Source organism: Streptomyces polyrhachis (assembly GCF_042663125.1).
GTDB lineage: Bacteria > Actinomycetota > Actinomycetes > Streptomycetales > Streptomycetaceae > Streptomyces > Streptomyces polyrhachii.
The window spans coordinates 1-12,489 of the sequence record NZ_JBHSZO010000015.1 but is presented as its reverse complement, the minus strand read 5'-3'; the positions used below and the strand labels follow the sequence as shown (position 1 = coordinate 12,489).

Below are 12,489 nucleotides of genomic sequence, written 5' to 3'. Positions count from 1 at the left end.
GCGGCGGCAGTTCACCGCGAAGGACTCACACCCCCACGGGATCGCGCTCGCCCGCGGCCGGGACCGGCGCCGGCGCCTTCGACAGCGCCCCCGGCCACCACATCCTGCGGCCCAGGGCCACACTCGCCGAGGTGACCAGGTACGTACGGACCAGGAAGGTGTCCAGCAGCACCCCGACCGCGATCACGAAGCCCATCGCCACCAGCGACACCAGCGGCATGTTGATCAGCACCGAGAAGGTCGCCGCCAGCACCACCCCCGCCGAGGCAATCACCCCGCCCGTCGTCCGCAACGCGGTCAGCGCCGCCTGAGCCGGCTCCTGACCGGCCAGGCACTCCTCCCGCATCCGGTGCATCAGGAAGATGCCGTAGTCCACACCCAGCGCCACCAGGAAGACGAACGACAGCAGCGGCAACGTCGGATCGTCACCCGCGAAACCGAAGACCGGACCGAAGACCAGCCCGCCGATACCCAGCGCAGCACCCCAGACCGCCACCACCGCCGCCACCAGGATCAACGGCGCCACCAGGCTGCGCAGCAGCACCACCAGGATCAGCAGCACCGACACCAGCACCAGCGGGATCACCAGCAGCCGGTCACGGGAACTGGTGTCCGCCAGATCCAGCTGCTGGGCGCTCGCCCCACCCACATAGCCGTCGGCGACCACCCCGCGCAGCTCCTCGATCACGGCCGTCTCCCCCGCACTGCCGGGCAGCGCCTCCACCGTCACCGCCAACTCCGTCCAGCCACCGCCACTGCGCCCGCGCCCGGCCTCCGCGACGCCGCCCACGGCCCGCACCCGCTCCAGCACCTGCCCGGCCTGCCCACTGGGCACGACCACCTCCACCGGACGGCTGCCCCGGTCGGGGAAGGCCGCGGCCAGGGTCTCGCTCGCCACGATCGACTCGGGCTTCGCCGTGAAGGAGTCCTCGTTCTTGAGATCGCCCTTCAACTGGGTGGCCCCCAGCGCCAGCGCACCCAGCACCAGCGCCCCCACCACCAGCACGGTCAGCGGCCGGCGCCCGGCCGAGGCACCCATCGCCGAGAAGAGCGAACGCCCCTGCTTCGGCTCCGAGCCGAAGGCAGGAACCAGCGGCCAGAACACCCGCCGCCCCAGCAGCACCAGCAGCGCCGGCAGCAGCGTCATCATCGCCAGCAGCGCACTCAGCACCCCCACCGTGCCCTGCGGACCCATCCCGCGAGTGGAGTTGAGATCGGCCGCGAGCAGGCACAGCAGCCCGGCCGCCACCGTGAGCGAGGAGGCCACCACCGCCGGCCCGCAGCCGCGCAGCGCCGCCCGCATCGCCTCCTGCGGGCGCTCGATACGGCGCAACTCCTCGCGGTAGCGCGAGACGAGCAGCAGCGCGTAGTCCGTACCCGCGCCGAAGACGAGGATGTTCATCACACCCGTGCTCTGACCGGTGACCGTGGTCCCGAACCACTCGTGCAGCCCGTACGTGACCGCCATCGCAAGGGCGTTGGCGACACCCGCGGTCACCAGCGGGACCAGCCAGAGCACCGGACTGCGGTAGATGACGATGAGCAGCACCGCGACCACCGCGACGGTGGTGTAGAGCAGCGGACCGTCCAAGGAGGCGAAGACCTCGCTCATATCGGCCTGCAGCCCGCCGCTCCCACCGACCTCCGCCTCCAGCCCCCCGCCCCCTTCGACGGTCGCACGCACGTCCTCCACCAGCTTGTCGCGGGCCTCCTCGTCCTGACCGGGCTCCGTGGAGGCCAGCGGGTACATGAGCGTGTCCCCCGCCTTCGACGGCACCGCCCGCGGCTTCGCGGTCAGCTCGTACGCGGCGGCGACCTCCTCCATCTGCGCCGCCGCCCGCTCCCTGTCCGCCGCCGTCAGACCCCCGTCACGGTGGTAGACCACCACCAGCTCCGTCGCCTCACCCCCCGGCAACCGGTCCTGGACCTTCGCCACCTGAGTGGAGTCCGCACTCGCCGGCAGATAGTCCACCGCCCGGTCCTGCTCCGCACCCGCCAGCTTCCCGGCGAACGGCCCCGCAAGCGCGATCACCGCCACCCACATCGCCAGCAGCGTCCAGGGCACGAACCTCCCCCGCCGCCTGCTGCTGCTCTCCACGGCCGCCATGGGCCACCCCTCTCCTCGTCCTTCTCGGGCTCTCGTCACCCAGACTCCCGCCCCCCGAGCGCCTTCTCGTCGCCCCCCGGACCGAGGTACGCACTACTCCCACCGGGGGTGCGCACCGCCCGCTACTCCCGGAGGAGTACGGGCCCGCGCCCGGCCACCCGCGCCGCGTACACCCGTACCCCCGCACCTGCCGGACCCCGAAACTCGCTCGCGCCCGCCCGCCCCCCGCCCACTACGATGTCCCTCACCAGCAGTCGTCCACCCACCGTCGAGGAAAAGGGACTCCGAGGCCCTGCGGCCCGCCCATGACACAGACACCCACCAGCGGGCACCCCGAACAGCAGGGCGCGGCCCGCGCACAGATCACCATCCCGGCGAAGCACCCGATGGTCACCGTGCTCGGCTCCGGCGACTCACTGCTGACCGCCATCGAGAAGGCCTTCCCCCACACCGACATCCACGTCCGGGGCAACCAGGTCACCGCCGTCGGCGAGGAAGCCGAGGTCGCCCTCCTCCAGCGCCTCTTCGACGAGATCCTGCTGGTGCTGCGCACCGGCCAGCCCATGACGGAGGACGCCGTGGAGCGCACCCTCGCCATGCTGCGCAAGAGCGACGACGGCGAGGCCGGCGGCCACTCCTCGCCCTCCGAGGTCCTCACCCAGAACATCCTGTCCAGCCGGGGCCGCACGATCCGCCCCAAGACGCTGAACCAGAAGAAGTACGTCGACGCCATCGACAAGAACACCATCGTCTTCGGCATCGGCCCCGCCGGCACCGGCAAGACCTACCTCGCGATGGCCAAGGCCGTCCAGGCCCTGCAGTCCAAACAGGTCAACCGCATCATCCTGACCCGCCCCGCCGTCGAAGCAGGCGAACGCCTGGGCTTCCTCCCCGGCACCCTCTTCGACAAGATCGACCCCTACCTGCGCCCGCTCTACGACGCCCTGCACGACATGCTGGACCCGGACTCAATCCCGAGGCTGATGGCAGCGGGGACGATCGAGGTGGCGCCGCTGGCTTATATGAGGGGCCGGAGCCAACCGGTATGGATGACGGTCCTCACCCCCGAGGGCTGGCGGCCCATCGGCGACCTCCAGGTGGGCGATCTGGTCATCGGCTCCAACGGTGAGCCGACCCCGGTGCTGGGCGTCTATCCGCAGGGCGAGAAGGACATCTACCGGGTCAGCGCCCAGGACGGCTCCTGGACCCTGTGCTGCGGTGAGCACCTGTGGACCGTCCGCACGGCCTCCGACAAGCGGCGGGGGAAGCCGTGGCGGGTGATGGAGACGCAGGAGATGATCGGGAACCTGCGGGCGGCGCACGCGCGGCGGTACGAACTGCCGTTGCTGACGGCGCCGGTGGAGTTTCCCGAACGACCCGTCCCCATGGACGCGTACGCCCTGGGCCTCCTGCTGGGCGACGGCTGTCTCACCGGCAGCACGACCCCCGGTTTCTCCACTGCGGACCCCGAGTTGGCCGAGGCTCTGGAGGCGGCTCTCCCCGGCGTACGGGTCCGTCAGAAGAACGGGCCCGACTACACCCTCAACCGGGTGCGGAAGCCCGGCGACGTCATCACGCTGGAGAATCCCGTCACCCGCGTACTACGCGGCTTGGATCTCCTCGGATCGCGATCGCACTCCAAGTTCGTACCGGAGGACTACCTCTACAACACTCCTGCGGTACGCCTGGCGCTCCTCCAGGGTCTGCTGGACTCCGACGGCGGCCCGGTCACCCAGTCCGACCGCACCTGCCGCATCCAGTACACAACGACCTCCACGATCCTGGCGGACGACGTGGTGGCCCTGGTCCAGTCGCTGGGCGGTGTGGCGTACCGTCGCCGCCGTGCGGCGGAAGGACGGGCACCTGGCCTGGCGGGAGGGCGGGAGGTGCACCACCGCCACGACGCCTTCACACTCGACATCCGCCTCCCCGAGGGCATGGAGCCCTTCCGCCTCGCGCGTAAGCGGGAGACGTACCACGCGGCGGGCGGCGGTGGTCGGCCGATGCGCTTCATCGACGACATCCAGCCCGCCGGGCGCGAGGAGGCCGTCTGCATCCAGGTGGCCGCTGAGGACTCGCTGTACGTCACGCAGGACTACCTGCTGACGCACAACACCCTCAACGAGGCCTTCATCATTCTCGACGAGGCGCAGAACACCAATCCCGAGCAGATGAAGATGTTCCTGACCCGGCTCGGGTTCAATTCCAAGATTGTTGTCACCGGTGATGTCACCCAGGTCGATCTGCCTGGGGGGACGAAGTCCGGGCTGCGGCAGGTGCAGGGCATTCTGGAGGGGGTGGAGGATATCCACTTCTCCCAGCTGACCAGCAAGGACGTCGTGCGTCACCATCTCGTCGGGCGCATTGTGGAGGCGTACGAGGCGCACGACGGCCAGCAGGGGCAGCAGGGGCAGCAGCAGGTCCAGCGACAGAACGGCAAGAAGTAGCACCATGTCCATCGACGTGAACAACGAGTCCGGCACGGATGTCGACGAGCAGGCGATTCTCGACATCGCCCGCTACGCGCTGTCCTGGATGCGTATCCACCCTCTTTCCGAGCTGAGTGTCATCGTGGTCGACGCGGCGGCGATGGAGCAGTTGCACGTGCAGTGGATGGACCTGCCCGGTCCCACTGACGTGATGTCCTTCCCCATGGACGAGTTGCGTCCGCCGGCCAAGGACGAGGACGACTCCCCGCAGGGTCTTCTCGGTGACATCGTGCTGTGTCCGGAGGTCGCCAAGCGGCAGGGGGAGGAGGCGCAGACGGCGCACTCCATGGACGAGGAGCTGCAACTCCTCACGGTGCACGGGGTGTTGCACCTGCTGGGTTACGACCATGAGGAGCCGGAGGAGAAGGTCGAGATGTTCGGCCTGCAGAAGGCGATCGTCGACGGCTGGCGCGAGGAGCGCGGCGTGGCGGGGCCCTCCCCGGCCCCGACCACGCACTGACGCCGCGATGACCGGGGAACTCATCGCGTTGGCGGTGCTGTTGACCGTGATCGCGTGGCTGGCCGCCTGTGCGGAGGCGGGTCTGGTGCGTACCACGCGGGTCTCGGCGGAGGAGGCGGTGCGGGCCGGGCGGCGGGGCAGTGCGAAGCTGACGGCGCTCGCCGAGGATCCGGTGCGTTATCTCAACGTGGCGCTGCTGGTGCGGATCGGCTGCGAGATGGGGGCGGCGGCGCTGGTGACGTACCTCTGCCTGGACCATGTGAGTGGTACGGCGCAGGCGTTGGCGCTGGCGATCGGGGTGATGGTGCTGGTCTCCTTCGTGGCGATCGGTGTCTCGCCGCGGACGATCGGGCGGCAGCGTCCGGTGGGGGTGACGACGGCGGCGGCGTACGTGCTGCTGCCGCTGGCGCGGGTCATGGGGCCGATTCCGCGGTTGCTGATCCTTGTCGGTAACGCGCTCACGCCGGGGAAGGGCTACCGGATGGGTCCCTTCGCCTCGGAGCAGGAGCTGCGGGCGATGGTGGACTTCGCGGAGAAGGAGTCGCTGATCGAGGACGAGGAGGCGCGGATGGTGCATTCCGTCTTCGAGTTGGGCGACACGCTGGTGCGGGAGGTGATGGTGCCGCGTACGGACGTGGTGGCCATCGAGCGTTACAAGACGATCCGGCAGGCGCTGACGCTGGCGCTGCGTTCGGGTTTCTCGCGGATCCCCGTCACGGGGGAGAGTGAGGACGATGTGGTGGGTGTGGTGTACGTGAAGGATCTGGCGCGTCGTACGCACGTCAACCGCGATTCGGAGTCGGAGCCGGTGTCGACGGTGATGCGTCCGGCGTTCTTCGTGCCGGACACCAAGAACGCGGGCGACATGCTGCGTGAGATGCAGGTGCGGCGCAACCATGTGGCGGTGGTGATCGACGAGTACGGCTCGACGGCGGGCATCGTGACGATCGAGGACATCCTGGAGGAGATCGTCGGTGAGATCACCGACGAGTACGACCGGGAGCTGCCTCCGGTGGAGCCGTTGGGCGAGGAGCGCTACCGGGTGACGGCGCGGCTGGATATCGGTGATCTGGGTGAGTTGTACGACCTGGAGCTGGACGACGAGGACGTGGAGACGGTCGGCGGTCTGCTGGCGAAGTCCCTGGGGCGGGTGCCGATCGCGGGTGCGACGGCGGAGGTGGATGTGTCCCATGACGGTTCTGATCCGGGTCTGACGGCGCTGCGGCTGACGGCGGAGTCGGCGGCGGGGCGGCGCAACAAGATCGTCACGGTGCTGGTGGAGCCGGTGCGGGTGCCGCGGGAGGCGGACGGGGAGGACTGAGGGGCGGGGCGGGCCGTGTGCGGTGTAGTCCCGACCCGCTCCGGCTGCCTGGCGGGGCGCGCCGTATGCTCGCGCCCATGAGTGAGAGTGCCCCGTCGGCTCCCGAGGACCAGAAGATCATCACGTTGGCCCGCAGTGCCCGTGCCCGCAGCGGCGCCTCCGAGGGTGCGGCGGTCCGCGACGAGACGGGCCGCACCTACGTGGCGGTTCCGGTCGTCCTTCCCTCTCTGCGCCTGACGGCGCTGCAGACGGCGGTGGCGATGGCGGCGGCCTCGGGTGCCACGTCTCTGGAGGCGGCGGCCCTGGTCACGGTGGCGCCCTCCCCCGCCCCGGCGGACCACGCGGCGGTACGGGACCTGGGCGACGCCGCCACCCCGCTTCTCCTGGCGGCCCCGGACGGCACTCTGCGGGAGCGTCTGACGGCGGGCTGACGGCTTGCGGGCGCTGGTGGAATCCGGCCCCCGATACGCGCGCGGGCCGCGATCGGGGACAATGAGCCGCATGAGCGTCCGCACCCCAGAGAAGAACCACGACCCCCACCGCGCGGGCTTCGCCTGCTTCGTGGGTCGCCCCAACGCCGGCAAGTCCACCCTGACGAACGCTCTCGTGGGCCAGAAGGTGGCCATCACCTCCAACCGCCCCCAGACGACCCGCCACACGGTCCGCGGTATCGTCCACCGCCCCGAGGCGCAGCTGATCCTCGTGGACACCCCCGGCTACCACAAGCCCCGCACTCTCCTGGGCGAGCGGCTCAACGACGTGGTCCGCTCCACCTGGGCCGAGGTGGACGTGATCGGCTTCTGCCTTCCGGCGAACGAGAAGGTGGGGCCGGGCGACCGTTTCATCGCCAATGAGCTGGCCTCCCTCAAGCGCACTCCGAAGGTCGCCGTCGTCACCAAGACGGACCTGGCGGACCCGAAGACGATCTCCCAGCAGTTGCTGGCCGTGGACCGGATGGCCAAGGACCTGGGCTTCGAGTGGGACGAGATCGTGCCGGTCTCCGCGGTGGAGGACCGCCAGGTCTCCCTGCTGGCGGATCTGCTGATCCCGATGCTTCCGGAGGGCCCGGAGCTGTATCCGGACGGCGATCTGACGGACGAGCCGGAGCAGGTGATGGTCGCCGAGCTGATCCGGGAGGCCGCGCTGGAGGGCGTACGCGACGAGCTGCCGCACTCCATCGCGGTGGTGGTGGAGGAGATGGAGCCGCGCGCGGACCGTCCCGCGGACCGGCCGCTGCTGGACATCCACGCGTTCCTGTACATCGAACGGCCCAGCCAGAAGGGCATCATCATCGGCCCGAAGGGCGCGCGGCTGCGTGAGATCGGCACCAAGGCGCGCAAGCAGATCGAGGCGCTGCTCGGTACCCCGGTCTATCTCGACCTGCACGTGAAGGTGGCCAAGGACTGGCAGCGCGACCCCAAGCAGTTGCGCAAGCTGGGTTTCTGAGCGCGTCTACGCATCAACGTCGGCCGGGGGTAGGGGCGTTGCCCGCCCCCGGCCTCACGCTCCCTCCCGCAGTACGGCCGTGATGAGTGCCCGCTGCTCGTCGGTGAGGCCGGGGTCGGCGCAGTGGACGGTGCGGCCGTCCACGGTCAGTTCGTAGTGGAAGCCGTCGGGCACGCCCGGGGCCGGGCGGGCATCGCCGGCGTCGAGCGCCCGGCGGGCGAGTGCCTGGAGGCCGGCCGCGTCGGGGCGGCCGGCCGTGTCCAGGCTGGCGTGGCGGCGGATGCCGCCGAATCCTCCGGTACGGGTGACGGATATCCGCATGGCGTCCGTCTACCCCTTGCCGCGCCCGGTCTCACCCGTGGCGGCGGCCCGTACCTCCTGCTCGGCTCCGCCGCCCTGCTTGGGCACCTCGGCCCCCGTCTCCTCGTCCACCGCGACGCCCACCCGCGACCACGCCTCGCGGACGGCGGTGTGCTCCTCGCCCTCCCCGTAGCGCGCCAGTGCGGCGGCGGCGGTGAGGCGGGCGAACTCGGTGAAGTCGGCGGAGGGGCGCAGTTCGCCGCCGGTGAGCACGTCGTACCAGAGCTGCCCGGCGCGCTCCCAGGCGTGGCCGCCCAGCTCGACGGCGAGGAGGTGGAAGGCGTGGTTGGGGATGCCGGAGTTGATGTGGACGCCGCCGTTGTCCTCGGAGGTGCGGACGTAGCCGTCCATCGTGGCGGGCTGCGGGTCGCTGCCCAGGACGTCGTCGTCGTAGGCGCTGCCGGGCGCCTTCATGGAGCGCAGGGCGGTGCCCTGGACGCGGGGGGCGAGGAGGCCGGAGCCGATCAGCCAGTCGGCGTCCTGGGCGGTCTGGCCGAGGGTGTACTGCTTGACGAGGGAGCCGAAGACGTCGGAGACGGACTCGTTGAGCGCGCCGGACTGGCCGAAGTACTCCAGGTTGGCGGTGAACTGGGTGAGGCCGTGGGCGAGTTCGTGGCCGATGATCTCGACGGAGGTGGTGAAGTCGAGGAACAGCTCGCCGTCCCCGTCGCCGAAGACCATCTGGCCGCCGTCCCAGAAGGCGTTGTTGTAGTCGCGGCCGTAGTGGACGGTGGCGTGCAGGGGCAGTCCGGCGCCGTCGACGGAGACGTGGCCGAAGGCGCTCAGGAGCAGCTCGAAGGTGGCGCCGAGGCCGTCGTAGGCGCGGTTGGCGGTGGCGTCGCGGACAGCCTCGGCGCCCTCGGTGCGGACCTCGCGGCCGGGCAGTTCGGTGGCGTGTCCGGCGTCGTGGACGGTGCGGTGGGGCTTGGTGTCGGGGCGCGGCGGGGCTTTGGGCGCGGCGAGGGTGCGCACGGTGGTGAGGCGGCGGCGGGTGCGCTCCAGCGCGTCGCGCTCCAGGGTGCGGCGGGCCGGGCCGGCCAGGGCGGGGTCGTCGCTGCGTGCCACCCGGTCCAGGATGTGCGGGGGAACGATGCCGCAGAAAACGGGGCGTACGGGGTCGGAGGTCGTCATATCCATAGGCCGCAATCTGGCATCCGGCGTGCGGCGTGTCACGGAAAAGCCCGGAGGTTCCCGAATTCGAGTGGTCGGGACTTGCGTCCCGTACCCCGCCTGTGCCATTTCGCATACTGATACGGATGACCGCAACCCGGCACCCTCAGCTAGGCTGGCGGCACCATGTGCGTGGCGCTGCTCCTCCTTAGCCGCCGCGGCGAGGGTCCGCTGTCGTAAGACCGACCCCCTCCCCGCGGAGTCGAGTGCTGCTGTTCGTCGGTCTCATGAAGCCACCCGCAGAGGAAAGCCCATGAGCAAGCCCACTCCCGTCACGGCCGCCTCCGTCCGCCAGCGGCCCTCGGCGATGCCGATCCACAAGTACCGCCCCTACGAGGCGGTGTCGATCCCCGACCGCACCTGGCCCGAGGCCCGTATCACCCGGGCGCCGCGCTGGCTGTCCACCGATCTGCGCGACGGCAACCAGGCGCTGATCGACCCCATGTCGCCGGCCCGCAAGCGCGAGATGTTCGACCTGCTGGTGCGGATGGGCTACAAGGAGATCGAGGTCGGCTTCCCCTCCTCCGGGCAGACCGACTTCGACTTCGTGCGCTCGATCATCGAGGAGGGCGCGGTCCCCGAGGACGTGACGATCTCGGTGCTGACGCAGGCGCGCGAGGAGCTGATCGAGCGCACCGTGCAGTCGCTGAAGGGCGCGCACCGCGCGACGGTGCACCTGTACAACGCGACCGCGCCGGTCTGGCGCGAGGTGGTCTTCCGCGGCTCGCGCGAGGCGGTGCGGCAGATCGCGGTGGACGGCACCCGGCTGGTCGTGGAGTACGCGGAGAAGATCCTGGGCCCGGAGACGGTCTTCGGCTACCAGTACAGCCCGGAGATCTTCACGGACACCGAGCTGGACTTCGCGCTGGAGGTCTGCGAGGGCGTGATGGACGTCTGGCAGCCCGAGGCGGGCCGCGAGATCATCCTCAACCTGCCGGCCACGGTGGAGCGCTCCACGCCCTCCACGCACGCCGACCGCTTCGAGTGGATGTCGCGCAACCTCTCCCGCCGGGAGTTCGTCTGCCTGTCCGCGCACCCGCACAACGACCGGGGCACGGCGGTGGCGGCCGCCGAGCTGGCCGTGATGGCGGGGGCGGACCGGGTGGAGGGCTGCCTGTTCGGGCAGGGCGAGCGTACGGGCAACGTGGACCTGGTGACGCTGGGGATGAACCTCTTCTCCCAGGGCGTCGACCCGCAGATCGACTTCTCGCAGATCGACGAGGTGCGCCGCGCCTACGAGTACTGCACGCGCATGGAGGTCCACCCCCGCCACCCCTACGCCGGCGACCTCGTCTACACCGCCTTCTCCGGCTCCCACCAGGACGCCGTCAAGAAGGGCTTCGAGGCGATGGCGGTACGGGCCCGGGAGCGCGGTGTCACGGTCGACGAGCTGGAGTGGGCGGTGCCCTACCTGCCCATCGACCCCAGGGACGTGGGCCGCTCCTACGAGGCGGTCATCCGGGTCAACTCCCAGTCCGGCAAGGGCGGTATCGCCTACGTGCTGAAGAACGAGCACAGCCTGGACCTGCCGCGCCGGATGCAGATCGAGTTCTCGAAGATCATCCAGGCGCGCACCGACCACGAGGGCGGCGAGGTCACCCCGGCGGAGATCTGGGACGTCTTCCGCGACGAGTACCTGCCGGACGCGGCCAGGCCCTGGGGCCGTATCGCGCTGCGCTCCGCGCAGTCGGAGACCACCCGCGACGGGGGTGACGCGCTCACCGTGGCGGCGGTCGTGGACGGCGCGGACACGGTGCTGACCGGTACGGGCAACGGCCCCATCTCGGCGTTCTTCGACGCGCTGGCGGGCGTCGGCATCGACGCGCGGCTGCTGGACTACCAGGAGCACACCCTCAGCGAGGGCGCGCGGGCGCAGGCGGCCTCGTACATCGAGGTGGCGGTCGACGGGCGGGTGCTGTGGGGCATCGGCATCGACGCGAACACCACGCGGGCGTCGCTGAAGGCGGTCGTCTCGGCGGTGAACCGGGCCAAGCGGTAACTCCCGCCCGGGAGTTGAACACCGCAGGTGGGGGTACGGGTCCGACGCCCGTACCCCCACCGGTGTTTGCGGCCGGTCCGCGGGAGGGCTGACGTTTGCGCCCGATGTGGCTAACATCACGTCTCAATGCGGCAGTGTTGCGGCAGCGTTACGGAGGTGGCGACGTGAGGCACTCCTGGGGACACCGAGTGCGCCCGGTGCGCGGGCTGCGTCGCGCCGTGGGCGTGCGCACCGTCTGGAGCACGCTGCGCACCGGGGAGTTCCACTGCCCCGGCTGCGGCGGCGACCGCGACTACCGGCTGCGGGCGGGAAGCCGGCGCCTGACGGTGCTGGGCGTGCCGCTGCCGGCGCGCGGCGGCGCGGGCCCGGTGGTCGAATGCGCCGCCTGCGAGCGGCACTTCGCCCCGGAGTGCCTGGACACCCCCACCACCGCCCGCCTCTCCGCCCTCCTGCGCGAGGCCGTGCACACGGTCGCCCTGGCCGTGCTCCACGCGGGCGGCGCCGCCTCCCCCGCGGTCCGCGAGACCGCGCTGTCGGCGGTGCGCGGCGCCGGGTACGAGAGCTGCTCGGAGGAGCAGCTGCTGACCCTGCTGGCGGCGCTGGACCTGGACACCGGCCGCCTCCCCGCCCGGCCCGGAACGCCCCACCCCCCGGCAGCCTCCCCGACGGCCCCCCTGGCGACGGAACTCCACGCCACCCTCACCCCCCTGGCCCCCCTCCTCACACCCCCCGGCCGGGGCCGCATCCTCCTCCAGGCCGCGGCGATCGCCCTGGCGGACGGCCCCTACACCCCCGCAGAACACGAAACCCTCTCCCTCCTGGGCCCGGCCCTCCTCATCCCCCCGCAAGAAGCAGCCCACCTCCTGACAGCGGCCCGCACCCTGTCGTCGTAACACACCGCCCCCAACCGACCCTTCAGGCACTTCAGTTAGCAGACTCGGCAATCACCGAAGCTCCGTTGTGGATCGAGGACTTGCGAGGTCATCGATCCACAACGGAGCTTCGGCCATTCCGGTCACGACCCCCCGACCAGCAACTATGCAAGATCAACTAACCTTGCAACAGCCCTTCCTGCACCCCCACTTAGACCGTGTCCTATGTGGGGCGGGCTCGTTGGGGTCGTCATGGGGCGGGGTG

At 70.7% G+C, this 12,489-nt stretch carries 10 protein-coding genes; 7 read left to right on the top strand and 3 right to left on the bottom strand.

The genetic code is table 11. From position 1 onward, the window contains the following. Window positions 1-25 precede the first annotated feature (25 nt). A complete protein-coding gene (locus tag ACFQLX_RS11450; protein ID WP_386414225.1) occupies window positions 26-2,107 on the bottom strand; it encodes an MMPL family transporter in 2,082 nt (693 codons plus the stop codon). A gap of 305 nt (window positions 2,108-2,412) precedes the next feature. Between ACFQLX_RS11450 and ACFQLX_RS11445 the strand changes: the two genes are divergently transcribed. The 5 genes from ACFQLX_RS11445 (at window position 2,413) to era (ending at window position 7,823) form a co-directional block, all read left to right on the top strand. Then, the gene (locus ACFQLX_RS11445) at window positions 2,413-4,554 is read left to right on the top strand and encodes a PhoH family protein (protein WP_386414224.1); all 2,142 of its coding nucleotides are present in this window, start codon (window positions 2,413-2,415) and stop codon (window positions 4,552-4,554) included. A 4-nt stretch (window positions 4,555-4,558) separates the two neighbouring features. Next, a complete protein-coding gene (gene ybeY, locus ACFQLX_RS11440; protein WP_386414223.1) occupies window positions 4,559-5,056 on the top strand; it encodes an rRNA maturation RNase YbeY in 498 nt (165 codons plus the stop codon). 7 nt (window positions 5,057-5,063) lie between these two features. Then, entirely contained in the window at window positions 5,064-6,377 is a 1,314-nt protein-coding gene (locus ACFQLX_RS11435) for a hemolysin family protein (RefSeq protein ID WP_386414222.1), read from the top strand. A gap of 65 nt (window positions 6,378-6,442) precedes the next feature. Continuing rightward, window positions 6,443-6,808, top strand: coding sequence for a cytidine deaminase (locus ACFQLX_RS11430; RefSeq protein WP_386414221.1), 366 nt, complete (start codon window positions 6,443-6,445; stop codon window positions 6,806-6,808). Window positions 6,809-6,869: 61 nt separating this feature from the next. Continuing rightward, the gene (gene era, locus ACFQLX_RS11425; protein ID WP_386414220.1) at window positions 6,870-7,823 is read left to right on the top strand and encodes a GTPase Era; all 954 of its coding nucleotides are present in this window, start codon (window positions 6,870-6,872) and stop codon (window positions 7,821-7,823) included. A gap of 54 nt (window positions 7,824-7,877) precedes the next feature. On the opposite strand, the gene ACFQLX_RS11420 is transcribed toward era, so the two are convergent. Then, window positions 7,878-8,144, bottom strand: a complete 267-nt coding sequence (locus ACFQLX_RS11420) for a protealysin inhibitor emfourin (protein ID WP_386414219.1) — start codon at window positions 8,142-8,144, stop codon at window positions 7,878-7,880. A 9-nt stretch (window positions 8,145-8,153) separates the two neighbouring features. After that, window positions 8,154-9,314, bottom strand: a complete 1,161-nt coding sequence (locus ACFQLX_RS11415) for a M4 family metallopeptidase (protein WP_386414352.1) — start codon at window positions 9,312-9,314, stop codon at window positions 8,154-8,156. Between the two features lie 292 nt (window positions 9,315-9,606). Between ACFQLX_RS11415 and leuA the strand changes: the two genes are divergently transcribed. Both leuA and ACFQLX_RS11405 read left to right on the top strand, forming a co-directional pair. Continuing rightward, window positions 9,607-11,352 (top strand): 2-isopropylmalate synthase, encoded by a 1,746-nt coding sequence (gene leuA, locus ACFQLX_RS11410; protein WP_386414218.1) that lies wholly within the window; start codon window positions 9,607-9,609, stop codon window positions 11,350-11,352. 164 nt (window positions 11,353-11,516) lie between these two features. After that, the gene (locus tag ACFQLX_RS11405) at window positions 11,517-12,245 is read left to right on the top strand and encodes a TerB family tellurite resistance protein (protein ID WP_386414217.1); all 729 of its coding nucleotides are present in this window, start codon (window positions 11,517-11,519) and stop codon (window positions 12,243-12,245) included. The last annotated feature ends 244 nt before the right edge of the window (window positions 12,246-12,489 follow it).

Coding starts and splice junctions, on each gene's coding strand:
- ACFQLX_RS11450 (WP_386414225.1), bottom strand. CDS start 2,107: ATGGCGGCCGTGGAGAGCAGCAGCAGGCGGCGGGGGAGGTTCGTGCCC.
- ACFQLX_RS11445 (WP_386414224.1), top strand. CDS start 2,413: ATGACACAGACACCCACCAGCGGGCACCCCGAACAGCAGGGCGCGGCC.
- ybeY (WP_386414223.1), top strand. CDS start 4,559: ATGTCCATCGACGTGAACAACGAGTCCGGCACGGATGTCGACGAGCAG.
- ACFQLX_RS11435 (WP_386414222.1), top strand. CDS start 5,064: ATGACCGGGGAACTCATCGCGTTGGCGGTGCTGTTGACCGTGATCGCG.
- ACFQLX_RS11430 (WP_386414221.1), top strand. CDS start 6,443: ATGCTCGCGCCCATGAGTGAGAGTGCCCCGTCGGCTCCCGAGGACCAG.
- era (WP_386414220.1), top strand. CDS start 6,870: ATGAGCCGCATGAGCGTCCGCACCCCAGAGAAGAACCACGACCCCCAC.
- ACFQLX_RS11420 (WP_386414219.1), bottom strand. CDS start 8,144: ATGCGGATATCCGTCACCCGTACCGGAGGATTCGGCGGCATCCGCCGC.
- ACFQLX_RS11415 (WP_386414352.1), bottom strand. CDS start 9,314: ATGACGACCTCCGACCCCGTACGCCCCGTTTTCTGCGGCATCGTTCCC.
- leuA (WP_386414218.1), top strand. CDS start 9,607: ATGAGCAAGCCCACTCCCGTCACGGCCGCCTCCGTCCGCCAGCGGCCC.